Below are 25,086 nucleotides of genomic sequence, written 5' to 3'. Positions count from 1 at the left end.
ATTAAGCACAGACTGGCTAACGCTTTTTTAAGGTCTGCGCAGATAAATAAGCCAATAACCGAGACCAACAAATACGCCCCCACCAATAATGTTGCCGAGTGTTACCGGAATAAGGTTGTTTAAAAGGAAGTTACTGAAGGTCAAATCGGCAAAGTCTGCGGCACTTAACCCCGTAGCTTGCCAAAACTCTGGTCCAGCTATGGTTTTTATCCCAATCGCCATGGGTACTTGAAACATATTGGCGACGCAGTGCTCAAAGCCCGCAGAGACAAACATCGCTACCGGCAATATCATCACCATCACTTTATCGGTTAAACTGCGGGCACTAAACGTCATCCATACCGCTATACACACCAGCACGTTACACATAATACCTAACGCAACCGCCTGAGAAAAATCATGATGTAGCTTATGCTGGGCAATACGCATAGTGTTAATGCCTACCTCGCCATCAGCAAAGGTATATTGCTTAGTCAGCAGCATTAACAGTACCAACAAAATCGCCCCGGCAAGGTTACCCAAATACACCAAAGACCAATTTACGCATAAGCTTTTCCAGGAAATTTTACCACTGGCTTTTGCCACCAAAGTCAGTACCGAACTAGTAAATAACTCACCACCAGTAATGATCACAAAAATGAGCCCCAAGCTAAAAGCGACACCGCCAATCAGACGAGTAAAACCCCATGGAAAATCTCCCGCACCGGTTGTCACCGTAGTGTAAAACACAAAGGCAATACCAATGTGGGCGCCCGCAGTTAGCGCTAACATAAAAGCTTTAAGCGGATCTTTAGTCGCTTTGCTTACGCCAACATCAGCGGCCTTTTCAGCCATTTGTGGGGGGAGTAAGGAATCGAACTGGCTCATATTTTTCACTAATTCAGTGTAGATTAGCTAAAGAATAGTCGAATATGCTGCTTACAGATTAGGGGGTTATAAATCACTATAAATAGCAAAAGGCCCCTAAGGGCCTTTTTTAGGTGATAACTGCAGATTAATGTTTAAGTAAATCAACCAGTTGCTGTTCGTTCCATACCTCAATGCCCAACTCTTGCGCCTTAACCAACTTAGTGCCCGCAGCGTCGCCAGCAATCACGATATCTGTTTTTTTAGACACGCTGCCGGTAACCTTTGCACCTAGAGTTTGCAGAGCTTGTTTGGCTTCGCTGCGGCCCAATTGGCTTAGCGTTCCGGTTAATACAATTACTTTACCATTCATGGCTAAATCTTCTGTAGCTCGCTCTTCTATTGAAGGCCAGCTTAGCTGCTCGGCCAGATCAGCGACTAATTTAGCATTTTGCTCTTGAGTGAAGAAGAAGCGCAAATGCTTAGCCACAATCTCACCTACATCGGGTACATCCTGTAACTGCTCGACACTTGCTTTAGCAATAGCCTCTAAGCCTTTAAAATACTGGGCTAAATTACTGGCGGTAGCCTCTCCTACTTCGCGAATACCTAAAGAATATATGAAGCGCGCTAAGCTAGTTTGTTTAGCAGCCTCAATCCCCGCTAACAGCTTGTCCACTGACTTCTCTCCCATGCGATCCAATTGCATTAATACGTCGCGTTTTTGGTGTAGATGAAAAAGATCCAGGGGCGTTTCTAGTAGCTTTTCTTCGACCAACTGTTCAACCAGCTTATCGCCAATCCCGTCGATGTCTAAAGCCTTGCGAGCCACAAAATGCTTAAGGGCTTCTTTGCGCTGTGCGGCACAACGTAGGCCTGCAACACAACGAGCCACCGCTTCACCTTCTATCCGTTCAATGGGGCTATCGCAAACAGGACAGCTTGTCGGGAAGTGTATTTCTGTCGCGTCATCAGGGCGGCGCGCCAAAATGACTCCAGCAACTTGCGGAATAACGTCACCAGCACGGCGCACAATGACGCTATCACCAATACGCACACCCAAACGCTCAATTTCATCAGCGTTATGCAAAGTGGCATTACTGACTGTAACGCCACCAACAAATATTGGCGCTAAACGCGCTACTGGGGTAATCGCTCCAGTACGACCGACTTGAAACTCAACATCACGCAATAACGTGATTTCTTCTTGAGCAGGATATTTATGAGATGTTGCCCAGCGCGGTGCCCGTGCTACAAAACCAAGTTGCTGTTGAAGCGCCAAAGAATCAACTTTGTACACCACCCCATCAATTTCATAACTCAAGGCATTACGTTTATCACCAATGGCTTGAAAATACTCAAAACAAGCATCACTGCCAACCACCGTTTTTATCTCAGGGCATACAGGTAAGCCAAAAGACTTAACAATCTGTAAGTTACCAAAATGGCTATCACTTAGTTCTTGGCTCACAACCCCCAATGAGTATGCATAAAAAGCTAAAGGGCGAGTAGCGGTTACTGTGGGGTCCAATTGACGTAGGCTTCCTGCCGCAGCATTACGTGGGTTAGCGAAGCCTTTTTCGCCCTTTTCTTTTGCTTGCCGATTTAAGCGTTCAAAGCCCGCTTTAAGCATGAAAATTTCGCCACGAACTTCTAATCTTTCAGGCCAATCACTGCCTCTTAAACGCAACGGAATAGAGCGAATCGTTTTTACATTTTCAGTGACATTCTCACCCGTTGCGCCATCCCCACGAGTAGCAGCCTGTATCAAAATACCGTCTACATAAAGTAAACTGACAGCGAGGCCATCTAACTTAGGTTCTACACAGTAAGTAACGGAATTTACACTTGTTAAACGATCTTGCAGTCGTTTGTTAAACGCTTTTAGCTCATCTTCACTAAATACATTGTCTAACGACAGCATGGGCATTTCATGCTGAACTTGTTCAAAAGCCGATAAAGCTTTACCACTCACTCGCTGAGTGGGTGAATCATTGCGCAGCAAATCAGGATGTTGCTTCTCTAGCGCATCCAATTCGCGAAATACACGGTCATACTCTGCATCAGGAACCGTGGGTTCGTCGAGTACGTAATATTGGTAGTTATATTGCTCAAGCTGAGCTCTTAAATGCTCTATTTTTTGTGCTGGCTTGTCCATGGGCGACCTTCAAATAAAAAAGCCTTTCCAAAGTTCACATCTGGAAAGGCTTTAAAACAAATACAAGAAATTAGTTTACAAGCAATTGTTTACGTTCGTATTCGCGAACACGTTGCTCATAATGATTAACGGTTTGCTTGGTTAAAGGATTACGCTGGTCATCGAGCATAATCGCGTCTAAGTCTTTTGCTAGCGTCACCGCTGCGTTGTACATTAAAGCAAAGTTTTTAGTGGGCTCACCTTTACAAGGCACTGTCATAAAAATACTGACGCCACGAGTTTCTAACTGATCGATAGTGTTCAAATCAAAAGTACCGGGGTTAACCATATTGGCCAAGCTAAAGATGACCGGCCCAGCTCCGCTATTATCTAGATGACGGTGGAAGATATCCATCTCGCCATGGCGTAATCCAATCTTTTCAAGGCTGGCTAACAAGGCTCCCCCCTTTAAAAAACGCCCGGTCTGTGCCATCACATTTAAAATGAACACATCATCAGGCGCTTGCGGCTCTGGTAGGGGCTCAGCGACAGTTTCGATAGATTGCTCTGCCGGCTGCTCTTTGGCTTCGTCCATATCAAAAGCAAATTCGGGTTCAGGCTCAGATAGGCTTACTTCAGAGCTTGGTTCTGGTTCCAAACCACTTAAGCCCTGGCTATCAGCCATTACCGGCGCTTCATCAACCGCAGAGAAATGAAACTCAGGCTCTTGGCGTTGCGCAGTTTGCTTAGATACAGTTTCAACATTAATATTACTTGAAGCTGATGGCACAGGCTCAGTTACTGCTTTTTGTTGAGGCTCAGCATTATCAAATTCAGTGATAGCGTCATCGATGGGATCACCGATTACTCTAGCCTGGCCGACGCCAAAATCATCAAAACCTTGCTCATCACGCGATTTGGATGAGTCTTTGCTGCTAATATTTTTCTTGGGGTTAACCAGTTTTTCAGGACGTTGTTTGCGACTACTCCAAAAACCATGAGCGAGCAAAGCAATGATTAATATGATTCCTACAACGATAAGTACGATGCGTAATTCCTGCATTTAACTGTTCTCTAAAGCTATTATTCCACCATGGCTATCGCTTCTGCGATATCCACTGCCACTAAGCGCGAAACGCCGGGCTCCTGCATTGTAACCCCAGCGAGTTGCGAGGCCTTTTCCATAGTCACTTTATTGTGACTAATAAATATAAACTGAACCGTATCCGACATACTATGCACTAAATCAGCAAAACGTCCCACATTTACTTCATCTAAGGGAGCATCCACTTCATCAAGCATACAAAATGGCGCAGGATTTAAGCGAAATATAGCAAAAACCAAAGCCAAGGCCGTCAAAGCCTTCTCTCCCCCCGACAACAAGCTAATGCTAGCATTCTTTTTACCTGGAGGCCGAGCCATTATGGTTACACCCGTTTCAAGCAAATCATCAGATGACAATTCTAACCAGGCTTTCCCGCCACCAAACACCTTAGGGAATAGCTGTTGCAAGTCAGCATCTACTTTAGCAAATGTTTCACTAAATTTTGAGCGAGTTTGTCGATCAATTTTAGCAATTGCCGCACGAAGTACCTCAATAGCAGCTTCTAGGTCAATAAGTTGCGCGTGTAACTCCTGATATCGGGCATTTTGCTGATCGTACTCCTCTTCAGCCGCTAGGTTTACCGCCCCTAAGCGTTTTATCCGTGCATCTACTTGACTAAGCTCGCTATGGTAATCATCTTCTAAACGGGCTTCAGGTAAAGACAGCTCAAGATGTTTAAGCTTGTCGCCCTGCTCAGCGAGTTGTTCAAGCAATATTGTGCGCCTTGCTAACAAGTTTTGTTGCTTAATCCGCTGCTCGGTGCCTTGCTCTACCATCTGCTTAAGGCGCATTTGAGCCTCTTTCAATTGCAGCTGCCTTGTTTGCTGTTCACTCACTGATTGTTGGTGCGCTATTGCGGCCTTAGCTTGCTGTGCTTCTAATACCAGACTTTGATCAAGCAATTGTTCTATATGCTCAGCCAGCTGTTCCAGCTGCTCATTATGGGTCTCAGGCTCTACACTTAACTGTTGTTCCAAGTCATCTAACTTTTGCTTCTGATAAACCTGCTGCTGTTGCAGAGCTTGAAAGTTAGCTTGCTGTTGGCCAATCGCTAACTGCAATTGATGAGTGGCAGTTTGCTGTTGTTGCGTACTCGCGCGAAGTTGCTTTACAGCTGCTATTGCTTGTTCAACCTGTTGCGGCAAACCTAGCTGCTGATGCTGCTGGTTCTCTAACTGATGCAGCTGAACCGCTAACTGCTCTTCTAGCACTAGCTGTGACTCTTGGTCTTGTTCAAGATTTAGGCCCAATTCCTCTAGCTGCTGCTTAAGCTGTTCAGCTTGCTGTTGAGTTAACTGCTGCCGCTGCTCGAGTAATGCCAAACGACTTCGCCAATCGCCAACCTCCACGTGTAAATCTTGCAATGCGCAACTCACCGCCGTTATTTGTTCCTTGAGTTGAGTTTGCTGCTGCTCGAACAAAACCTGTTGTTGCCTAAATACTTGCTTGGCAGAATCCAATTCGGCCAAATTATCACTAAGTTCTGACCGCTCTTGCTGCAAACTTAAGAGTGAAAGTTGGTAACTGGGCGGACTAAGTTGTTGCCAATATTTACCTAGCCATTCACCTTTGGCTGTAATCAGTGACTGCTCAGCACTTAGATACTCCCGTAATAGCAAAGCCTGCTCCACTGACTCAACTAACAATACTTGACCACATAAATAACTAAGATCTACATTTTCAAGCTGCTCGGCCAAACTTTTTAAGGCTGCAAGTTGTGGGGCTAAAGAGCGATTAAAAGGTTCTTTTGGCGAACACAACGCTAAGGCGAAATGAGGTTCTAGGGTTTCACACCACTCCGCTTGAAGCCAAGTAGCCAATACCGTATCGGCTGCCAACTCCCAACCAGACTTAATACCGATGACATCAATGAGTGGGCGTCTTGCCTTGGTATCTACCTGCGCCAATAGCTTATCGACCCCTTCTAACCGAGTACGTTCAGCAGTGTACTGTAAATTATGTTGCTGCTGCTGGTGATGACAAGCTTGCAGCTGCTGACGGTTGGTTTGTTTATCATCTTGCAGAGCGTCAAGTTGTTGCTGTAGCTGATTTAACGTCGGTTCAGCAACCGCTATTTGAGCGATTAACTCATGGATTGACTTATCGTCATCACTATTATTCGTGAGATCTGCAAGCTTTTGCTGCAATTGATTAATTTGCTGTTGATGCCTTTGCTGTATTTGCTGACAATGGCGCAATTGCGCTTCTGTTTGCTCAACGGCATGCTTAAGCTGCTGATGTTTCCTAAAGTAATCAGCTTGCTGCTTCTGTTTCTCAGCACTGAGCTGCTCAGCATCCTCAAGCTTCGGCTCCAACTCCAATAAGCTATGTTGTTGCAACGTCAATTGTTCTTGTTGCTCAAATAAAGAGTCGTTTTCGCTGGCCAATTGTAAAACTAAAGCCTGTATATTTTTTTTAAGCTCAGTTTGCTGTTTACTATTATGAATTCGTGTTTGTTCAGATTGAGTCTGTTGCTGCTTGATATGAACCTGTTGTTGCTCTAACTTTGCTAACTCTGTTTTTAATTCAAAGCTTTGCTGTTGTAGATGCTGATGGGCTTCTTGCTGTTCAACCAATAGGTTATTTAATAAGGTGAGGCGATTCTCCGCTTGAGTTATCAGGTATTCTTCTGCCCGCTGGCTTTGCTCAGCCTGAGCATTATGTTCGCTAGCCCCTTCGATGCTTTCATCTAGCTGCCGTAACTCTTGCAAACAAATCAACGCTTTTAGCTCTCGATGACGAGCGCGGTATTGGCGATAACGCTTGGCAGCTTGGGCTTGGGTTTTGAGTTTGCCGACCTGTTGTTCTAACTCAGACTCAATATCGCGTAACCGCAAAATATTTTCGTCAGTATGTTTAATCCGTAGTTCGGTTTCACGGCGGCGCTCCTTGTATTTTGAGACGCCCGCCGCCTCCTCAATAAACACTCGCAACTCTTGCGGCTTAGACTCAATTAGGCGACTTATCATCCCCTGTTCAATAATGGCATAACTACGCGGACCTAAACCTGTTCCTAAGAACAAATCTGTAATATCACGTTTGCGGCACTTTACACCGTTTAACAAATAGTTATTTTGACCATCACGGCTCAATTCTCGGCGCACAGCTATTTCACTATAACTCGCGAATTCTCCGCCAACCCGCCCCTGTTGATTATCAAAAATCAACTCAACCATGGCTTTGGAGACTGCTGCACGCTGCGTTGAGCCGTTGAAAATCACATCGGTCATTGCACCACCGCGTAAATGACGGGCATTGCTTTCTCCCAGTACCCAACGTACCGCGTCGATCACGTTTGACTTACCGCACCCGTTTGGCCCAACAATGGCGGTCATATCAGTAGGGAACGGAATAGTGGTTCGGTCAACGAAGGACTTAAATCCGGCAAGGCGGATTTGTTTCAAGCGCATAAACGGTTTTGCTTTATTTGTTGCTATTGTTACGCAAGACTTTACCAGAGCTATCAACGCTTTGTAATATAGCAGTCCATAAACAAATGAGGGATCACAACAATGACACAGAGTTCGCTAGCTTCTCGCAGCGGAATATCATACATCGCGCAGGGTTTTAGTTTAATCACTCAACCTGGACTGCGACTTTTTGTAATGATTCCACTGCTAGCAAATATCTTGTTATTTGGTGCTGCTTTTATTTATTTGTATCAACAACTTGGTAGTTGGGTACAACAAATTGTCGATTACTTACCCAGCTGGTTAGATTGGTTAAGCTGGCTGATTTGGCCCAGCGCAATTATCGCTATTTTAATGGTATTCGGTTTCACCTTTAGCATTATAGGTAACTGGATTGCCGCTCCCTTTAACGGCTTACTGGCCGAAAAAGTCGAGCTGCATTTAAGTGGAAAAAAAATTGACGATATGTCTTTAGTGGATTTAATCAAAGATCTACCAAGAATCTTCTCTCGTGAATTACAAAAACTATGGTATTGGCTACCTAAAGCATTAGGGATATTACTATTATTCTTGATTCCAGCCATAGGTCAAACCGTGGCGCCGGTGTTGTGGTTCCTGTTTACCGCCTGGATGATGAGCATTCAATATATTGATTACCCTTTTGATAACCACCGGGTCCCTTTCTCTACTATGCGTGACCAACTAAAGCAAGACCGCGTCCGTAATAGCGGCTTCGGTGCGATCGTTTTATTCTGTAGCACCGTACCTCTGTTAAACCTTATCATTATGCCTGTGGCAGTGTGTGGCGCCACTGCCATATGGGTAGATATTTATCGAGATAAACTGGTTGAGGAGAAATCATCATGAAGGCAAAACCCATGTTATTAGCAAGCTTAATACTAGGTTTAAGCTGTCTTAGCTTTTATTCTACATCAGCAGAAAGCAGCGCCTTACAAAAAGTAAGCTATGCCGAAGCCCAAGAAATGAACCTAAGCAAAGTTGCCCAGAAAACATTCCTGAATAGGTTAGATCTAGATTTAGCCGAAAAAGAAGGCCTTGAGTGGGCGAACACGCAAAATGCCAGCCATTACTCGGTTTATACACTGGAGCGCAGTTCTAAACGCGAGCGCTATCGAGTATCGGTTGTGCTTTACACTAATTAAACCACAGGCTCTGATTTATCTTGATATTGAGCAGCAATGTCAACAAATTGCTGCTCACATCGGCAAAATGCCTCTACCACAGCAGGGTCAAAATGCTTGCTCTTACCCTCTAGAATGATTTGCTTGGCTTTGTCGTGAGAAAAGGCAGGTTTATAGACCCGCTTGCTAATAAGAGCATCATACACATCTGCTAATGCCATTAAGCGAGCGCTAAGTGGTATATCTGTTCCAGCAACACCGTGAGGGTAGCCACTACCATCCCACTTTTCATGATGGGACAAAGAAATTTCCTTGGCATATTGTAAGAATGCAGCATCTTCAGTACCAAATTGCCGTTCAGCCTCCGCTAATGCATCTGCTCCAATTTGAGGATGCTGTCGCATAACCAACCATTGTTCGTCATCTAATTTACCCGGCTTAAGCAAGATGGCATCGGGTACCCCGACTTTACCTATATCATGCAACGGCGCAGATTTATAAATAAGCTCAATAGTATGATCACTGAGTTGTTCAGCAAAGCCCGCCTCAGATTGCAACTCTTCAGCTAAAGCTTTAACGTAATATTGGGTACGTAAGATATGGGCCCCCGTTTCGTTGTCTCGTGTTTCGGCCAAAGTAGCTAAACTATGAATGGCAATATCGCGGGTTTGATGTAAAGAGTGGGTACTGCGCTTTAAGCTCGCTATCATGGCGTTGGTTCGTTGAGCAATAACACCAAACTCATCATTGCTACTTACGGTAACCTGACTGTCCAGATCTCCTTGCTGTACACACGCTAAGGTTTTATTTTCATTTGCTAATAACAAACTCAAATTTTTAGAATAACTGCTTATAACCCGCATTACATAAGCCATAATTACCAATACTACAAAGGCTATTTCGATCACGATAAAACGCTGTGCTTGCTGCATAGAGTAGCGCTCGTTTCCTACCGTCACTAACCAATCCAAATCTTTATTAATCACCAGAAAAATAACTAAGGCTAAGACCAGCGCACTTATTGCGGCAAACAAGGAGAACTTTTTACTGACAGGTAAAGCCTGCTCGTCGATTGGTAGATGCTCATCTCGCTCAGATAGTTGATGAGCAATGGTGTTTTCTTTTGATAGCGCCAAGTCACAAGCCACATAAAAACCTAAGGCAGTTAGCCCCAATAACACTTTCAGGTTAGATTCCCAAGGAGGATCAAAAAAGCTCGTATTATAGATAACAACCATCACACCAGCCAAAATGAACATTATAAAATCAAGTCGAAACTGGGCGCTCACCTGTTGCTTAAGTGCTTGCCGCTTAATCTTGTACATAAACAGTGCTCTAAGAACAAAAGTGGCCACAAAACTAATAACAATAGGGAATAAAAGTTGAAAAATAGTTTGAGACTCCAAAAAAGGACACACTTGTACGCCATAAATTGAAAACAACAACATAGCGACGAGCCAATGTTTATTTGCCAAGCGGGTGACCTGATCCATTTAGTTTTTCTCTCTTAGGTGATTGTTAATAAACAGTAATTCAGCTCGAAGCATTGTGAGCATAAACGCTTGTAGTGTAAATATAGACCGTTCAACTCAACAAATCTTCGTAAACGACCTCTAAATAGTAGTTACAATAGATTCAATTTATCTCTTAATTACATACCTTATAAACAAACGTTACTTCACCTTATGAATAAGCGCGTTATGCTAGTACGACTATTTATGTTGCAAGGCGCGAACAGCCTTAGATTGTAGCAACCGTAAAAACCTAAAAAGGAAGTTTCAATGAGCAAGATATATGAAGATAATTCACTAACTATTGGCCGCACCCCCCTAGTTCGCCTTAATCGCGTTAGCAAAGGCAACGTACTGGCAAAAGTAGAAAGCCGCAACCCAAGCTTCAGCGTTAAGTGTCGCATTGGCGCAAACCTAGTATGGGATGCTGAGAAAAAAGGCTTGCTTGGCCCTGGTAAAGAAATCATTGAACCAACCAGTGGTAACACCGGTATCGCATTAGCATTTGTCGCCGCATCGCGCGGTTATCCGATTACGCTAACCATGCCTAACACCATGAGCCTAGAGCGTCGTAAGCTACTTAAAGCGCTTGGAGCTAACCTAGTATTAACCGAAGGCGCTAAAGGTATGAAAGGCGCAATAGGTAAAGCCGAAGAAATTCGTGATAGCAACCCAGAGAAATATGTATTACTCGGTCAATTTGATAACCCTGCTAATCCAGAAATCCATGAAAAAACTACCGGTCCTGAAATCTGGGAGGATACCGATGGTGAGGTTGATGTGTTTGTAGCAGGTGTAGGTACAGGCGGTACACTTACTGGTGTTAGCCGTTACATTAAGCTTGAACAAGGTAAAAACATTACTTCCGTTGCTGTAGAGCCGGTAGATTCTCCGGTTATCGCCCAAGCAAAAGCGGGTGAAGACCTAACACCAGGCCCACATAAAATTCAAGGTATCGGTGCAGGCTTCATTCCTGGCAACCTTGATTTAGAGATGGTTGACGTAGTTGAACAAGTCACTAATGAAGACGCTATTTCAATGGCACAACGTCTAATGGAAGAAGAAGGTATCTTAGCTGGTATTTCTTCTGGAGCGGCAGTTGTAGCGGCTAACCGTATTGCAGAGAAGCCTGAATACGCAGACAAAACCATTGTGGTTATTCTGCCAAGTTCTGCTGAGCGTTACTTATCAAGCGCCTTGTTTGCCAATATTTTCACTGAGCAAGAAAACGTTCAGTAAATGAAATAAGTAAACCGAATCATTAGAGCGACCTAAGCGGGTCGCTTTTTTTTTGCGATCAACACTTTATTTTCACCGAAAAATAACATTATAGACTTGTGCTATTTTTTTGCAAAAACTATACTCCATCGCGTTAAATGTTACCGTTTTCAATGTATCTGAATGTAACCAAAAGTATCAAAACAGATACATTGTTCACAGCGATAAATTAAGTTTAATTCATATTATTCATTAACTTAAGCTGAAAAAAGCTTTGTAATATTAGGTAACTTTGTACAATTAAGGTTAAAAAGTTGACGCAGATTAATTTTTAACTTTATTTTTTACGTTATTTTTCAGGTGAAAACCTTTTACTAATAAACGTCTAAGCTTATATCAAGCATTAGACGGCTAAATTAAAAAATAAGGAATGTACGCATGTTTGAGAAAAGTGTTGTAATTACTGCAGAAAATGGTCTTCATACTCGCCCTGCAGCTCAGTTTGTTAAAGAAGCTAAAGCATTCGCTAGTGATATCACTGTTGAAAGCAATGGCAAATCAGCTAGCGCTAAAAGCTTATTCAAACTTCAAACTCTTGGCCTGACTAAAGGGACCAGTGTGGTTATTCGCGCTGAAGGCGATGACGAAACAGCTGCAGTAGAAAAACTTGTCGCTCTAATGGATGAACTCGAATAAGTCTTTTTTTACCCATAAACGAGTTTCAACTAAATAGGTGTAGGTTATGATTTCAGGTATTCCAGCTTCCCCAGGAATTTCATTTGGTAAGGCGCTATTGCTTGCGGAGCAAGAAGTAGTAATAAACCAAACTAAGATTGATGCGAGTAAAGTAGACAGCGAAATTCAACAATTTTTCGATGGCCGTAGTGCGACTTCAGCTCAACTCGAAGAAATTAAAGTAATGGCAGGCAAAACCTTCGGCGAAGAAAAAGAAGCTATCTTCGAAGGCCATATCATGCTGTTAGAAGATGAAGAGCTTGAAGAAGAAATTCTAGCCTGCATCAAAGAAAACTTAGTCTCAGCGGATAATGCGGCTCATACTATTATTGAGCAAAATGCTCAAATGCTAGCTGAGTTAGATGATCCCTATTTAAAAGAGCGTGCCACTGATTTTCGCGATATCGGTTCTCGCTTAGTCAAAAACATCCTTGGCATAGACATTATTTCTTTGAGCACCATTACCGAAGAAGTTGTATTGGTGGCTAACGATCTAACGCCTTCTGAAACCGCTCAAATTAATCTAGATAAAGTATTAGGTTTTGTTACCGATATCGGTGGCCGAACATCGCATACTTCTATCATGGCTCGCTCTCTTGAGTTGCCTGCGATTGTGGGTACTAACGATATCACTAAGCGCGTTAAAAACGGTGACATCATTGCGCTAGACGCAATCAACAACGAAGTGGTTATTAACCCAAGCGAAGAGCAACTCAATACCTACAAACAGCGCCAGCAAGCTTATTTAGATGAAAAAGCCGAGTTAGCCAAACTAAAAGATTTACCCGCTATTTCTTTAGATGGCCACCAAGTGGAAGTATGTGCCAATATTGGTACCATCAAAGACGTCGATGGTGCTCACCGCAACGGTTCTGAAGGTGTGGGCTTATACCGTACTGAATTCTTATTTATGGACCGTGATTCACTGCCGACTGAAGAAGAACAATTTGAAGCTTACAAAGCTGTAGTAGAGTCTATGCAAGGCCATCCGGTGATTATCCGTACTATGGATATCGGTGGTGACAAAGATCTTCCTTACTTAGACTTACCCAAAGAAATGAACCCATTCTTAGGTTGGCGCGCAATTCGTATTTTCTTTGATCGTGAAGAAATTATGAATGCCCAACTTCGTGCACTACTTCGAGCTTCGGCCTTTGGTAAAGTGCGCATTATGTTCCCTATGATTATTTCTGTTGAGGAAATCCGTACACTTAACGGCGTATTAGACACACTAAAAGCAGAACTTAAGCAACAAGGCATCGCTTACGATGACGAAGTTGAAGTAGGTGTAATGGTAGAGACGCCAGCAGCGGCAGCTATTGCTCATCACCTAATTAAAGAAGTTGATTTCTTTAGTATTGGAACCAATGACTTAACTCAGTATACTTTAGCGGTCGACCGAGGTAATGAACTGATTTCAGCACTGTACAACCCAATGTCTCCAGCGGTACTAACCTTAATAAAACAGGTTATCGACGCTTCACATGCCGCGGGCAAGTGGACAGGGATGTGTGGAGAATTAGCCGGTGACGAAACCGCAACGCTATTATTAATGGGTATGGGTCTTGATGAATTTTCAATGAGTGCCATTTCTATACCTAGGATCAAAAAAATGATCCGCAATTCAAATTATGCTGATGTGAAGAAACTAGCTGATGAGGCTTTATCACTGCCTACTGCGAGTGAAATAGAAACATTAGTTGATAACTTTGTTAAACAAAATGCCGTCTGCTAAGATAGCTTCAACTACACAATACATAAGAATTTAGGAGCTCGATAATGGGTCTATTCGACAAATTCAAAAAAATGGTTTCTGACGATAGTTCAAGTAAAAGCGGTATTGATATTATTGCTCCACTGTCTGGTGAAATCGTTCCTATTGAAGAAGTGCCAGATGTAGTCTTTGCTGAAAAAATTGTTGGTGATGGCATCGCGATTAAACCTAGCGGCAACAAAATGGTAGCTCCATGTGACGGTACTATTGGTAAAATTTTCGAAACTAATCATGCATTTTCATTAGAGTCTACTGATGGTATCGAGCTATTCGTCCACTTTGGTATCGATACTGTTGAACTTAAAGGTGAAGGTTTCACTCGCATCGCCGCTGAAGGGCAAGAAGTGAAACAAGGCGATGTTGTTATTGAGTTTGATCTAGCGGTTCTTGAAGAAAAAGCTAAATCAACTCTAACACCGGTTGTGATCTCTAATATGGATGAGATTAAAGAGTTAATTAAGAAATCTGGCTCTGTGACCATTGGTGAAACGCCGGTACTTACTATCATCAAGTAAGCACAACAGAAATAAACTAAACCACGCTTTATAGCGTGGTTTTTTTTGTCTTTTTTCAGCTAACTACAACTAATTACCGCACGAGACTCAATTGACCGATGAGCTTTTCGCTGAGCTCTGGTATTCTAATGCCAAAATATCAAAGGGAATTTACATGCCTGATACCAATATCGTCATGTTCGGCATCCCCAACTGCGACACAATAAAAAAAGCCCGCCGTTGGTTGAGCGAACACAACATCGAATTTAACTTCCACGACTATCGTAAAGATGGCGTCACTCAACAGCAAATTGTCCGTTGGTGTGAACAGCTAGGTTGGGAAGCAGTGCTTAACAAGCGTGGCACAACTTATCGTCAGCTTAGTGATGAGCAGAAAGAAAACCTTAACCAGGACGCTGCGATTGAGCTATTAGCCCAATATCCAGCGATGATTAAGCGACCCCTGCTGCAAGTTGAACAACACTACACTCTGGGTTTCAAAGCCGAGCTCTACCAACAACTCTTTTTTCCGGAAGCATAAAACACATGTCTGATAGCCCAGTGTTAAATCTAGCCAAAGATCTCATAAGCCGACCATCAGTGACGCCTGAAGATTACGATTGTCAAAAACTAATGGCCGAACGCTTGAGCCCTGTGGGTTTCAATATCGAAGAAATGGTATTTGAAGACACCACTAATATGTGGGCCCGCAAAGGTAAAACCAGCCCACTGTTTTGTTTTGCTGGACATACCGATGTAGTGCCGCCTGGTCCTGTAGAAAAATGGCACACTCCCCCTTTTGAGCCAACCGTTATCGATGGCGTATTGCATGGTCGTGGCGCTGCAGATATGAAAGGTTCTTTAGCTGCTATGGTGGTCGCTACTGAACGCTTTGTCGCTGATTATCCAAACCATAAAGGCTCTATCGCATTTCTGATCACCTCTGACGAGGAGGGGCCGTTTATTAACGGTACCACTCGTGTGGTTGATACTTTAATGGCCCGAAATGAAATTATTGATATGTGTTTAGTAGGAGAACCCTCTTCTACCCACCGCGTTGGCGATGTAGTTAAAAATGGTCGCAGAGGGTCACTCACCGGCGATCTCGTCGTGAAGGGTATGCAAGGTCATGTCGCCTACCCGCATCTCGCGAAAAACCCGATTCATGACGCCGCTCCTGCCTTAGCCGAGCTAGCAGCAATGCATTGGGATAATGGCAATCAGTTTTTCCCTCCCACTAGTTTTCAGATAGCGAATATACACTCTGGAACGGGTGCCTCTAATGTAATACCTGGTGAGCTAGATGTTCAGTTTAATTTCCGCTACTCCACTGAACTTAGCGATCAAGACATTGTTAAACGAGTACATAACATCTTTGATAGCCATGGCTTAGATTATCAATTGGACTGGACCTACAACGGCCAACCTTTTTTAACTGAAGAAGGCGACTTTCTTAGTGCGGTTAGCGCTGCAGTGACCAAAGTGGCTAAAACAGCCCCTGAATTACTCACTACAGGCGGTACTTCAGATGGTCGATTCATTGCCAAAATGGGTACCCAAGTAGTTGAATTAGGGCCTATTAATGCCACTATCCATAAAGTAAACGAGTGCGTGAAGGTAGCCGATCTAGAACAGCTGACCGATATGTACTACGAACTATTGGTGAACGTACTTGGACAGTAATCGGCATGCCAGTTAATCAATTAGCCCTGTACGGGCTAAGTAAAGACTTACTGCTCAATGTTCCTAATCTCGGTTGGGTGCATAGAGAGGTGCTGGCTGATTTAGAAAACTTGCGCGCTGCTGCTAAACAGGCCGGTTTCCAATTATCCATTTTTAGCGGATACCGAGACTTTCAGCGACAACTGACTATTTGGAACAATAAATGGAATGGGCTTCGTCCGGTACTCGATGCTGATAGTAAGCAAATTGATACCTCTACGCTTAGTAAGCAGCAAAAAATGCATGCTATTTTACGCTGGTCGGCACTACCCGGAGCAAGTCGCCACCACTGGGGGTGCGACTTTGATTTGTACGACCCAAGCTTACTCAAGCCGGATCAATCACTTGAACTTATCCCCCAAGAGTATGCTGCTAATGGGTGCCAGCACCCCTTTGCTTTATGGTTAGAGCAACACGCTCCTCAGCATGGTTTTTTCTACCCCTACCACCATTTTCAGGGAGGGGTGGAGTTCGAGCCTTGGCATTTAAGCCATTGGCAGACCAGCTCAATGTTAATTAGCCAGCTTGAGCCGCAAGCAGTACTTTCCCACTTAAAAGCCGCCAATGTTGCAGGCTTCGCCACTATCGAAAAACACATTGATCAACTATTCAACCAGTATGTTACCAACATTTGTTTACCGGAGAGTTAATGCCAAGTTTGTACTCAATTTTATTCGTTAGCCTGGTCGGCAGCTCATCTATCGCGTTTTTACTCATCATGTTAATTCTGCATAAAGGCGAACTATGCCCCGGCCAGAAAGGCAGAATTCAACGCCAAATAAGTACCTTAGTGAGTTTTATTACCTTAGCCGGATTAAGCGGCTTTGAAAGCCAGCAAGACAGTTGGTTAGTAGTGTTGGTGTTTGCCAGCGCATTGATTGGCTGGGGGTTAAGCTATCGACTGAATAAGCTTAAACACAAACGGAGCCTGCCCCTGATGACTTGGTGGGGAATGGGCGCACCTCTACTGGTGGTTGCCGCGACGCTAATCAGCCTCAATGGTGTAATACTATTTAGCCTCCTCACCAGCGGTGCTGCCATTAGCCACTGGCTAATAGTGAAAGCTAAGCACCGACTAAGTAGTTTCGATAAGCTGTTACCCTTACTCGGTCTAATTAGCGCTATGCTTAGCATGATGACAGTGTGTATTTACTTGCTGCTGAATCAGCAGTTAGTAGACAACGTTGAGTCAATTAAACAATTTGTGATTATGACCACGTTGCTGGTTAGCGCCTGCTTGCTATGGTTAGTTCCGCAATTTAGAAAAACGCCACCACCAGCCCAGCTATTACTCGTCGTCGCTTTACTTAGCTTTATATCTAACTTGAGCCTTCAAAAGCTTATCGCTTAATCCAGCACTTGTAGGGGTAATAAGCCCACAACATGTTAGTTTACTCATGATATTAGCCTTTGAGCTGTACGCGAGTCGATAGCTATTGAAAAAAGAGCAACGATAAGTCCCCCTTGTTCAATAGCAATAATAAAAACAGTGGAGTCAATCTAAGCCAGCCGCTAGAGTGCTAAGGGCTACTTATTTGTGGCTTCCAAATAGGTGTCCCTGGCTTTAACAGAGCCAGCTTGCTCGGCATCCAGTACAAACCTTAGCGCCTTTTGGTCATTCCCTTCAGCAACAGCTTGCTTAATTAGCTGCTCAAACATCGCTTCAACTTCTGGCTCTATATTCGCTATTCGCACATCACTGGTGGCTGTATTCCCGCCGATGCTGTCAGCACTAGAGTTACTGGCTACAGCACTTGTTGTAGTATTACTACTAGCCTCGTTAGCACCGATACTATCAGCACTAGAGTTACTCGCTTCGACACTTTCCTTTGGACGCTCTTGCATCGTGTTATCTGTATTCATTTCTTGATTATGACTACAAGCACTCAATGCCAGTAATAGGCTAACAGCTAACATTGCTTTCATGATTATCTCCTGATTATCTAAGTGACACCTTTAAGCCATAAGGATCTAAAACCCAAATACAGGCTTCTATTTAGGTATATAAATTTACCTACCAAAAAAATTCAACGAACATTTTTTAGTCGTCAACATAGTATAGCTTTACTTACATCGGTAGAGTGATTTTATTATCATGGAACAAGGAGTTAAAGAGTTAAGCAGCTAGCTTATTACATTTTTCATAGCAACAAAAAAGGCCCCGTTTGGGACCTTATCAATGTTGGTTCAGGTTGATGATACTAGCGCGACAAACTATCGCTAGTATCTAAGCCCATCTTCATCAAAATAGCCAAATATGGATATAGGCCCTTCACTTCACTAGGCTTCAGTATCACCCCTTCTGCATCAGCTAGGGTAATTTGGGTTACATTGCCATTTGACCCGACCGTAAACAAATAGTCTTTTTCTTCGAACTCCATGCTCGCTAAGCCATAACTTTCTAAAACGTCTTCTGGAGGTCGATCGTAGCTTAAGAATAAACTACCAGAGTTTTCGATGTAGTCAGTGATAGTAAACCCAGCAATAGGTAAAACCAAACGCAAGCGTTTCATGGTTTTTTCCATGTTAGCACGCGCTCTATAGTATGAAGCTCCACCGTCTTCTACCAAGACCAAACTGACCGTTTCATCAAAGAGTTGTTCTTTTTCCGCTTCACTCATAACGGCTAAACGTTCGCTCTCGCGTTTTGCAACTAACTCAGCCTCTAAAGCCTCTCGACGCTCACTAACATAACCAATCAAACGGTTTAGCTCTACAATTGCCAAACGCTCTTTATCAAACTCATCCAGTTGCAATGGCAAATCGCTGCCGTCTCGATACATTTCTGCATCGACAAAATCCACCGTTAAGCCCGCTGTACGGCCATGTGGTTTAACGTCGATTTGGTAAGTAAACTTTTGTCGCTGTTCCAGTGTTTTATCACGCGTAAACCAACCACCCTCGATGACTTCTTCATCAATCAACCAATTCGACGCTATTTTAGCTTGCTCATCATTACGCTCATCAACCGATGAATTGCGATAAGTAATATAATCCGTCACCAGTTGCATTATAGTTTCACTGGTTTCTTCAGCAGTTTCTGATTGTAATATGTCAAACCAAAAGACCAATCCTTTATCTGTTTTTTCGGTTCTACTTCCAGCAATTAACGGAATAATCTGTACCGGTGAGCGAACATCAACAGCACCGCCTAACAAAGGCTCGCCGTCTGGCTGAGGGCTGGGTATATTGAATTCGTTACTGGTATTCGGTGGCTTAACCCCCTCAGGGATAACTAAAGGTTCAACCTGAGCAACGTCAAGGTAATCGAAGTCGCGCTCTGCTTGACGGTGTTTAACTGCGCTATCTGAGCAGGCCATAAGAGTTGTCACAAGAACACTCAAGAATGCGAGCTTAATGGTTGGAAAAGAAACTAGTTGCATATCTCACTACATTTACAAACAAAACTGTTGAACTGGCACTCAGCTTCGACCTGCGAAAGCTGTCCAGAGTAAGGCCGTTATACTACTCAGCCACTTTAATAAACACAAGGTGAAAACCATCAGGGCTTGATACAAACTCAGCTTTTCCTATTACTGTCACTTATCTCTGCTAGAAATCACTTCTTTAAGCAAGTATCCTGATGTTCTCTATCAGCGATGTAATAAAAATATTATATGAGTCAACACTTAGTAGTTACTGCACTTGGCACCAATCGCACCGGCATTGTGAATGAACTTACTCAACTAGTTGCTAGCTGTGGTTGTAATATTGTTGATAGTAGAATGGCCTTGTTTGGCTCAGAGTTCACACTGATCATGCTTGTGTCAGGCTCGCACAATGCAATCATTCAGATTGAAAACCGTCTACCAGCAAGCGCGCAAGAACTTCAACTACTCACCGTATTAAAGAAAACTTCTCGCCACGAATTGATCGATTATTCACACTCCGCCGTTTTGCAATTATCGTTGCCGGATACAGCAGGTGTTATTAGTAAAATAACCCAGTTTATTAGTGACTACAAAATGAATATGGTGAGCCTGAAGTCTAACTTATTTAGCAAAGACAGTGTTGAAATGCTACACGCCGAATTTGAAGTAAAACTCAGTCCAGAACATCAAACAATCGATATTGAACAGCAATTTGCTGAATTGTGTATTGAACTAGGAAGCGAAGATTTCGGTCTACAATTCTTATCTAATTGAGTAATAAGGAATAATAATGAAGACGCTTACTGCAGGTAGCGCCGCGCCGCAATTTGATTTACCCAATCAAGATGAAAAACGGATAAAACTAAGTGACTATGCGGGTAAAAAAGTACTGTTTTATTTTTACCCTAAGGCTTTGACACCAGGTTGTACCACACAAGCTTGTGGCTTGCGTGACAGTATTCAACAATTGGCTGACGCCAATGTTGTCGTGTTTGGTGTAAGTCCAGATCCAGTAAAACGCTTACCCAAGTTTATTGAGAAGCACCAATTGAATTTCGACTTATTATCGGACGAAGACCACCAAGTGGCCGAACAATTTGGTGTTTGGGGACTGAAAAAATTCATGGGTAAAGAGTACGACGGTATTCACCGCATCAGTTTTTTAATTAACGAACAAGGTGTCATTGAGCACGTGTTCGACAAATTTAAAACGAAAGAGCACCACCAAGTGGTGCTCGACTATTTAGCGGGTTAATACTCAACGCCTTTAAGGCTGAGGAAGCTCTTCTTCAGCCTTTTCACCATGCGGCCAGGCGTTCATAACCGCTTTTACTAAAGTGGCTAAAGGAATAGCGAAAAACACTCCCCAAAACCCCCATAACCCACCAAACACTAATACCGCGACAATAATAGCTAAGGGGTGAAGGTTAACTGCTTCAGAAAATAGCACTGGAACTAATACATTGCCGTCGATCATCTGAATGATGCCATAGGCTAAGATTAAATAACCAAATTGAGGGCTTAAGCCCCATTGAAATAGGCCAACCATGGCTACAGGTATAGTCACAGCAAAAGCCCCGATAAAAGGTATCAGTACCGACAGCCCAACGAGTACTCCAAGCAATGCAGAATAACGTAAATCCATTACCGCAAATACGATATAGCTGGTTCCACCGACAACCAATATTTCTATCGCCTTACCTCGAATATAATTTATCACCTGACCATTCATTTCCGACCAAACCTGAGTCAGTAAACGTCGGTCATTGGGCAAAAATCGCGTCACGCTATTGATCAGCAATGTTTTGTCGCTAAGCATAAAGAACACCATTAATGGCACTAATACGCTATACACCATGACCGTCGCTAAATTGACGATAGATGCGAAGGAAGACTGCAACATTTGCTCGCCAACTCCCATTAAGCGAGTTCTAACGTTATCAACGACACTTTCAACTAATGCGCCATCAATAAACTCGGGGTACTGCTGAGGCAGTTGCTCCAACCATTGCTGACTACTGTTTAGCATAACGGGGTATTCAGCAATTAAATTCATTCCCTGCCCCCATACCGTAGGCAATACTCTAAGTACCGTAAACGTCGCGATAAGAAAAAATACCAATAGTACTACAGCACTAGCCAAGCCTCGTTTAAAGCCATGGCTTGCTAAAAAACTTACTGGCCAATCAAGTAAATATGCAAGTACTAAAGCAATAAGTAATGGCGCTAATAAATCGCCGAGAAAGTACAATGAAACAAACCCTATCACCAACACCAAAGCCATAGCTACGGCTTCTGGGTCGGAAAACATCCGTTGATACCAACGAGAGATCACTTTAAACATAATTGCTGCTTTATTCCTTAAGCGAACGAACGGTAATAGTGACGAGAAAGCCACCTAATTCTTGATTGATAACGACCCGATGACCTAGGCGCTGAAAATACTTAGGAATATCACTGCGCGAGCCAGCATCACCTAATAGTAGTTGCAGCTGTTCACCCGATTTAGCCTGTTTTAACCACAGCTTACTTTCTAATAAGGGCGTTGGACAACAATGTTTTTCGAAATCTATGTAAAGCATTAATATTCATTACCATAAAAAACCAAAGCTATTATTACAGTCTATGGGTAAGGACTCAATTTATAGCTTTTGAATAACAAGCTAAATCGGGGTATTCTCGCGATACTAATCTAATGAAAATGGAAAATGATGACGCGCCTCGCTCAACTTTTTTTAGCTAGTATGCTAGTTAGTTATGCTCCACTGATGTCAGCCAACAACCAATTACCTGAAATAGGTACTGCTGGTGCGTCTGCTCTATCGATAGACAAAGAGGTTATTTACGGCGAAGCTTACATGCGAATTATTCGAGCGAGCCACCGTATGACCAATGATCCGGTGTTATCAGAATATATTAGCGAATTAGGTAATCAGTTGGTCGCTAAAGCAGACCAAGTGCGCACACCATTTAACTTCTTTTTAGTGACCGATAACGAAATCAATGCTGCGGCCTTTCTTGGTGGTTATGTGAAAATTCATACCGGTTTGTTTCTCTACGCTGCGACTGAAAGTGAATTCGCCTCGGTGATTGCTCACGAGATTGCCCACGTGACTCAGCGTCATATCGCCCGTAGTATCGAAAACCAAGCCGCAGCGCAAAACTTATCAATGGCAGGTATGTTGGGTTCACTGTTGTTGGGCTTAGCTAACCCCATAGCAGGTATTGCAGCACTACAGGCTACGATGGCCGCAGGTGTTCAAAACTCGATTAACTATACCCGAGCTAACGAATTTGAAGCAGACCGAATAGGCTTAAGAACACTAGCCAATGCCGGATATGACCCCAGCGGTATGGGCAGTTTTTTCGGTAAACTGTCCGAGAAATATCGATACGCCAGTAAGCCACCTCAAATGCTCATTACTCACCCACTACCTGAGACTCGAGTAAGCGAAGCCCGTGCGCGCGCCAATCAATATCCGCACCGTTTTATAGCGCCATCGTTATCATTCCAGCTTGCCAAATCCAGAATTATTGTCCGTCACGGAACCCTAAACCCCAAAGAGGCTTTAGATTATTACCAGCAACAAATTACCCGCAAAGAATACCGCATTGAAGACGCGGCTTTTTACGGTAAGGCCCTGGCATTGTTTGGCTTAGGCGAATACCAAAAGTCACACGCTATTATTGACGGTTTGGTAAAGCGTCACCCAGATAACCTGTTTTTGTTGGACACCCTGACAGACCTTGATGTGGCGCAAAAACACTATGAAAAAGCAATTAGTCGTTTAAAAGAAGCTCAACCTCGCTATCCGGATAACCAAGTGATTATATTAAACCTATCACATGCCCTAAGCGAAGATGGTAAGTTTGAAGAATCAGCTAAATTACTAGACCGATACTTACGTAACAAACCGAATGATGCGCTAGCTTGGGGAGAGTTAAGCCGAACCCAACGTAGATTGAATAATATGGCAGCCAGTCACACCGCCCAAGCGGAGTATTTATCCCTACATTCAGATTATCGACGAGCGATTGACGAACTACATAGCGCTTTCAATTTAACAAAAAACAATCTAGAGCAAGCGCGTATTCAAGCGAGAATTGAACAGTTTAAATACGCAGAGCAAGAATTAGAAGCTCTTAACTAAAGCAAACTCATTAAGGAACAAACATGGCTAATGTAAGCATATTACATAATCCGCGCTGCTCAAAGAGCCGCCAAACTTTGCAACTTTTACAAGATAAAGGCATTGAGCCAGAAGTCGTCTTATACCTAAACACCCCACCCAGTGAAACAGAGATTAGCAATATCTTATCTATGTTACAGCTAGAGCCTCGCCAGCTGATGCGTACTAAAGAAGATATCTACAAAGAACTCAACTTGGCTGATAGCGCGCTAAGTTCAGAACAGCTAATAGCAGCAATGCACGCAAACCCTAAGCTTATTGAACGCCCTATTGTGATTAACCAAGGGCAAGCACGAATTGGCCGCCCACCAGAGCAGGTACTTGAGATTGTCTAAGCTTTCCACACCTCAGCTATTAAATTTGGCAAAGGCTAGTTATCTAGCCTTACTTATATGGGTATTACTATGGCATTTATGGTTATCACCGCCCGCTGAAATAAGCGTCATATTAATGCTGGTATTTTGGGTGTTGCCCTTGTTGTTTCCTTTACAAGGGATCTTAACCGGCAAGCCTTACACATACGCTTGGTCCTGTTTTATCCTGCTACTTTATGTATTGCACAGCACCACCTTATTGGTGGTTTCAGTTGAAGAACGCTGGCTTGCAGCCATTGAATTAGTGTTGGTTTTAGCCGCATTTTGGTTTGGCTTAAGCTATGCCAAACAACGAGGGAAAGAGCTGGGTATTGGTTTAAAAAAACGAAAAGATAAACAGTCAGACTAAATATCGAGTATTTCTTTAACAAATGGCACAGTCAGCTTACGCTGTGCCGTAATGCTCGCTTGGTCGAGTACGTCTAGCTTATTTAATAAGGTTGGCATATCGCGTGATAAGCGTTTCAATAGGAAACGGGCAACTTCTAGTGGCATCTTTAGCCCACGAAGTTCGGCACGCAATTGTAAAGCACTCAACTTTTGCTCATCATCGAGTTCATGCAACTTATAGGTTAATCCCCAGTTTAACCTAGACTGTAGATCAGCCAAACTAAATGATAACTGTGGAGCAGGGGCATTGGCAGTCACGATTAAACGAGTTGTAGACGCTAATTCTTTGCGGCGATTATAAAAATCAAAAATCGCTTCTTCCCAAGCGCTAATACCAACAATCGCATCAATGTTATCTAAGCACACCAAGGCCATTGTTTCCAAACCTTCTAACATTTGCGGAGACATTGCCTCATGCAAGTCTAGAGGTAAGTAAGCACTTGCAGATCCAACATCTGCCATCTCGGTACAACTGGCGTGCAATAAATGAGTTCGACCGCTACCCTCTCCCCCCCAAAGATATAACATCCGCTCGCCTTTATCTAAGGCAAGATTACGCAAAGCATTCAATAGCTGCTGATTATCGCCGGGGTAGAAACTAACCAAGGTTTCATCATCAGGTAAATGCACTGGGAGTGATAATTGTGGAGAAAAACTCAATGTAATA

General features: G+C 43.3%; 25 protein-coding genes. 15 read left to right on the top strand and 10 right to left on the bottom strand.

Annotated elements, in window-relative coordinates:
• Nucleotides 1-27: 27 nt before the first annotated feature.
• The 4 genes from focA to smc form a co-directional block, all read right to left on the bottom strand.
• Nucleotides 28-867 (bottom strand): formate transporter FocA, encoded by an 840-nt coding sequence (gene focA / locus M0C34_RS06085; protein ID WP_248714756.1) that lies wholly within the window; start codon nt 865-867, stop codon nt 28-30.
• 127 nt (nt 868-994) lie between these two features.
• Nucleotides 995-3,004 (bottom strand): NAD-dependent DNA ligase LigA, encoded by a 2,010-nt coding sequence (ligA, locus tag M0C34_RS06080; RefSeq protein WP_248714755.1) that lies wholly within the window; start codon nt 3,002-3,004, stop codon nt 995-997.
• A 70-nt stretch (nt 3,005-3,074) separates the two neighbouring features.
• Nucleotides 3,075-4,046 carry a cell division protein ZipA gene (zipA, locus tag M0C34_RS06075; RefSeq protein ID WP_248714754.1) on the bottom strand — a complete coding sequence of 324 codons (972 nt, stop codon included), beginning with the start codon at nt 4,044-4,046 and terminating at the stop codon, nt 3,075-3,077.
• Between the two features lie 20 nt (nt 4,047-4,066).
• Nucleotides 4,067-7,498 (bottom strand): chromosome segregation protein SMC, encoded by a 3,432-nt coding sequence (gene smc, locus M0C34_RS06070; RefSeq protein WP_248714753.1) that lies wholly within the window; start codon nt 7,496-7,498, stop codon nt 4,067-4,069.
• Between the two features lie 102 nt (nt 7,499-7,600).
• On the opposite strand from smc, the gene cysZ reads away from it, so the two are divergent.
• Both cysZ and M0C34_RS06060 read left to right on the top strand, forming a co-directional pair.
• Nucleotides 7,601-8,365: a sulfate transporter CysZ gene (gene cysZ / locus M0C34_RS06065; RefSeq protein ID WP_248714752.1), complete on the top strand. Its 765-nt coding sequence runs from the start codon at nt 7,601-7,603 to the stop codon at nt 8,363-8,365.
• Nucleotides 8,362-8,661, top strand: a complete 300-nt coding sequence (locus M0C34_RS06060; RefSeq protein ID WP_248714751.1) for a hypothetical protein — start codon at nt 8,362-8,364, stop codon at nt 8,659-8,661. The genes cysZ and M0C34_RS06060 overlap by 4 nt, the downstream gene beginning before the upstream one ends.
• Here the strand turns inward: M0C34_RS06060 and M0C34_RS06055 are convergent.
• Nucleotides 8,658-10,133, bottom strand: coding sequence for an HD-GYP domain-containing protein (locus tag M0C34_RS06055; protein ID WP_248714750.1), 1,476 nt, complete (start codon nt 10,131-10,133; stop codon nt 8,658-8,660). The two genes, M0C34_RS06060 and M0C34_RS06055, sit on opposite strands and share 4 nt — an antisense overlap.
• A gap of 288 nt (nt 10,134-10,421) precedes the next feature.
• Between M0C34_RS06055 and cysK the strand changes: the two genes are divergently transcribed.
• The 8 genes from cysK to M0C34_RS06015 all read left to right on the top strand — a co-directional run bounded on the left by cysK (nt 10,422) and on the right by M0C34_RS06015 (nt 17,445).
• Nucleotides 10,422-11,390, top strand: coding sequence for a cysteine synthase A (gene cysK, locus M0C34_RS06050; protein ID WP_248714749.1), 969 nt, complete (start codon nt 10,422-10,424; stop codon nt 11,388-11,390).
• A 417-nt stretch (nt 11,391-11,807) separates the two neighbouring features.
• On the top strand, nt 11,808-12,065 hold the full coding sequence (locus tag M0C34_RS06045) for an HPr family phosphocarrier protein (RefSeq protein WP_248714748.1): 258 nt from the start codon (nt 11,808-11,810) through the stop codon (nt 12,063-12,065).
• Between the two features lie 46 nt (nt 12,066-12,111).
• Nucleotides 12,112-13,839: a phosphoenolpyruvate-protein phosphotransferase PtsI gene (gene ptsI, locus M0C34_RS06040; protein ID WP_248714747.1), complete on the top strand. Its 1,728-nt coding sequence runs from the start codon at nt 12,112-12,114 to the stop codon at nt 13,837-13,839.
• Nucleotides 13,840-13,883: 44 nt separating this feature from the next.
• Nucleotides 13,884-14,393: a PTS glucose transporter subunit IIA gene (crr, locus tag M0C34_RS06035; protein ID WP_248714746.1), complete on the top strand. Its 510-nt coding sequence runs from the start codon at nt 13,884-13,886 to the stop codon at nt 14,391-14,393.
• A 154-nt stretch (nt 14,394-14,547) separates the two neighbouring features.
• Nucleotides 14,548-14,913 (top strand): ArsC family reductase, encoded by a 366-nt coding sequence (locus M0C34_RS06030; protein WP_248714745.1) that lies wholly within the window; start codon nt 14,548-14,550, stop codon nt 14,911-14,913.
• Nucleotides 14,910-16,055: a succinyl-diaminopimelate desuccinylase gene (dapE, locus tag M0C34_RS06025; protein ID WP_248715603.1), complete on the top strand. Its 1,146-nt coding sequence runs from the start codon at nt 14,910-14,912 to the stop codon at nt 16,053-16,055. The genes M0C34_RS06030 and dapE overlap by 4 nt, the downstream gene beginning before the upstream one ends.
• Nucleotides 16,056-16,060: 5 nt before the next feature.
• Nucleotides 16,061-16,744 carry a M15 family metallopeptidase gene (locus M0C34_RS06020; RefSeq protein WP_248714744.1) on the top strand — a complete coding sequence of 228 codons (684 nt, stop codon included), beginning with the start codon at nt 16,061-16,063 and terminating at the stop codon, nt 16,742-16,744.
• A complete protein-coding gene (locus M0C34_RS06015; protein ID WP_248714743.1) occupies nt 16,744-17,445 on the top strand; it encodes a hypothetical protein in 702 nt (233 codons plus the stop codon). Before M0C34_RS06020 ends, M0C34_RS06015 begins: the two co-directional genes overlap by 1 nt.
• Nucleotides 17,446-17,621: 176 nt before the next feature.
• Here M0C34_RS06015 and M0C34_RS06010 read toward each other — a convergent pair whose 3' ends face one another.
• Both M0C34_RS06010 and bamC read right to left on the bottom strand, forming a co-directional pair.
• Nucleotides 17,622-18,020, bottom strand: a complete 399-nt coding sequence (locus M0C34_RS06010; protein ID WP_248714742.1) for a hypothetical protein — start codon at nt 18,018-18,020, stop codon at nt 17,622-17,624.
• Between the two features lie 275 nt (nt 18,021-18,295).
• Nucleotides 18,296-19,426, bottom strand: a complete 1,131-nt coding sequence (gene bamC / locus M0C34_RS06005) for an outer membrane protein assembly factor BamC (protein ID WP_248714741.1) — start codon at nt 19,424-19,426, stop codon at nt 18,296-18,298.
• A gap of 285 nt (nt 19,427-19,711) precedes the next feature.
• Here bamC and M0C34_RS06000 point away from each other — a divergent pair, with 285 nt between their 5' ends.
• A complete protein-coding gene (locus M0C34_RS06000) occupies nt 19,712-20,239 on the top strand; it encodes a glycine cleavage system transcriptional repressor (RefSeq protein ID WP_248714740.1) in 528 nt (175 codons plus the stop codon).
• Nucleotides 20,240-20,255: 16 nt separating this feature from the next.
• Nucleotides 20,256-20,720, top strand: a complete 465-nt coding sequence (gene bcp / locus M0C34_RS05995) for a thioredoxin-dependent thiol peroxidase (protein ID WP_248714739.1) — start codon at nt 20,256-20,258, stop codon at nt 20,718-20,720.
• A 12-nt stretch (nt 20,721-20,732) separates the two neighbouring features.
• On the opposite strand, the gene M0C34_RS05990 is transcribed toward bcp, so the two are convergent.
• Nucleotides 20,733-21,809, bottom strand: a complete 1,077-nt coding sequence (locus tag M0C34_RS05990) for an AI-2E family transporter (RefSeq protein ID WP_248714738.1) — start codon at nt 21,807-21,809, stop codon at nt 20,733-20,735.
• Nucleotides 21,810-21,819: 10 nt separating this feature from the next.
• Nucleotides 21,820-22,047, bottom strand: a complete 228-nt coding sequence (locus M0C34_RS05985; RefSeq protein WP_248714737.1) for a sulfurtransferase TusA family protein — start codon at nt 22,045-22,047, stop codon at nt 21,820-21,822.
• 126 nt (nt 22,048-22,173) lie between these two features.
• On the opposite strand from M0C34_RS05985, the gene bepA reads away from it, so the two are divergent.
• The 3 genes from bepA to M0C34_RS05970 are packed head-to-tail and all read left to right on the top strand — an operon-like array spanning nt 22,174 to nt 24,378.
• A complete protein-coding gene (gene bepA / locus M0C34_RS05980) occupies nt 22,174-23,616 on the top strand; it encodes a beta-barrel assembly-enhancing protease (RefSeq protein ID WP_248714736.1) in 1,443 nt (480 codons plus the stop codon).
• Nucleotides 23,617-23,639: 23 nt separating this feature from the next.
• A complete protein-coding gene (arsC, locus tag M0C34_RS05975) occupies nt 23,640-23,990 on the top strand; it encodes an arsenate reductase (glutaredoxin) (RefSeq protein WP_248714735.1) in 351 nt (116 codons plus the stop codon).
• The gene (locus M0C34_RS05970) at nt 23,983-24,378 is read left to right on the top strand and encodes a DUF2069 domain-containing protein (protein WP_248714734.1); all 396 of its coding nucleotides are present in this window, start codon (nt 23,983-23,985) and stop codon (nt 24,376-24,378) included. Before arsC ends, M0C34_RS05970 begins: the two co-directional genes overlap by 8 nt.
• Here M0C34_RS05970 and hda read toward each other — a convergent pair.
• Complete coding sequence (hda, locus tag M0C34_RS05965) at nt 24,375-25,079, bottom strand: DnaA inactivator Hda (RefSeq protein WP_248714733.1); 705 nt, start codon at nt 25,077-25,079, stop codon at nt 24,375-24,377. The two genes, M0C34_RS05970 and hda, sit on opposite strands and share 4 nt — an antisense overlap.
• Nucleotides 25,080-25,086 lie beyond the last annotated feature (7 nt).

The sequence above is a fragment of the Agarivorans sp. TSD2052 genome (assembly GCF_023238625.1).
Taxonomy (GTDB): Bacteria; Pseudomonadota; Gammaproteobacteria; order Enterobacterales; family Celerinatantimonadaceae; genus Agarivorans.
Note: the sequence above shows the minus strand (reverse complement) of the source record. Positions and strands in the feature narration are given on the sequence as shown.

Coding starts and splice junctions, on each gene's coding strand:
- focA (WP_248714756.1), bottom strand. CDS start 867: ATGAGCCAGTTCGATTCCTTACTCCCCCCACAAATGGCTGAAAAGGCC.
- ligA (WP_248714755.1), bottom strand. CDS start 3,004: ATGGACAAGCCAGCACAAAAAATAGAGCATTTAAGAGCTCAGCTTGAG.
- zipA (WP_248714754.1), bottom strand. CDS start 4,046: ATGCAGGAATTACGCATCGTACTTATCGTTGTAGGAATCATATTAATC.
- smc (WP_248714753.1), bottom strand. CDS start 7,498: ATGCGCTTGAAACAAATCCGCCTTGCCGGATTTAAGTCCTTCGTTGAC.
- cysZ (WP_248714752.1), top strand. CDS start 7,601: ATGACACAGAGTTCGCTAGCTTCTCGCAGCGGAATATCATACATCGCG.
- M0C34_RS06060 (WP_248714751.1), top strand. CDS start 8,362: ATGAAGGCAAAACCCATGTTATTAGCAAGCTTAATACTAGGTTTAAGC.
- M0C34_RS06055 (WP_248714750.1), bottom strand. CDS start 10,133: ATGGATCAGGTCACCCGCTTGGCAAATAAACATTGGCTCGTCGCTATG.
- cysK (WP_248714749.1), top strand. CDS start 10,422: ATGAGCAAGATATATGAAGATAATTCACTAACTATTGGCCGCACCCCC.
- M0C34_RS06045 (WP_248714748.1), top strand. CDS start 11,808: ATGTTTGAGAAAAGTGTTGTAATTACTGCAGAAAATGGTCTTCATACT.
- ptsI (WP_248714747.1), top strand. CDS start 12,112: ATGATTTCAGGTATTCCAGCTTCCCCAGGAATTTCATTTGGTAAGGCG.
- crr (WP_248714746.1), top strand. CDS start 13,884: ATGGGTCTATTCGACAAATTCAAAAAAATGGTTTCTGACGATAGTTCA.
- M0C34_RS06030 (WP_248714745.1), top strand. CDS start 14,548: ATGCCTGATACCAATATCGTCATGTTCGGCATCCCCAACTGCGACACA.
- M0C34_RS06020 (WP_248714744.1), top strand. CDS start 16,061: ATGCCAGTTAATCAATTAGCCCTGTACGGGCTAAGTAAAGACTTACTG.
- M0C34_RS06015 (WP_248714743.1), top strand. CDS start 16,744: ATGCCAAGTTTGTACTCAATTTTATTCGTTAGCCTGGTCGGCAGCTCA.
- M0C34_RS06010 (WP_248714742.1), bottom strand. CDS start 18,020: ATGAAAGCAATGTTAGCTGTTAGCCTATTACTGGCATTGAGTGCTTGT.
- M0C34_RS06000 (WP_248714740.1), top strand. CDS start 19,712: ATGAGTCAACACTTAGTAGTTACTGCACTTGGCACCAATCGCACCGGC.
- bcp (WP_248714739.1), top strand. CDS start 20,256: ATGAAGACGCTTACTGCAGGTAGCGCCGCGCCGCAATTTGATTTACCC.
- M0C34_RS05990 (WP_248714738.1), bottom strand. CDS start 21,809: ATGTTTAAAGTGATCTCTCGTTGGTATCAACGGATGTTTTCCGACCCA.
- M0C34_RS05985 (WP_248714737.1), bottom strand. CDS start 22,047: ATGCTTTACATAGATTTCGAAAAACATTGTTGTCCAACGCCCTTATTA.
- bepA (WP_248714736.1), top strand. CDS start 22,174: ATGATGACGCGCCTCGCTCAACTTTTTTTAGCTAGTATGCTAGTTAGT.
- arsC (WP_248714735.1), top strand. CDS start 23,640: ATGGCTAATGTAAGCATATTACATAATCCGCGCTGCTCAAAGAGCCGC.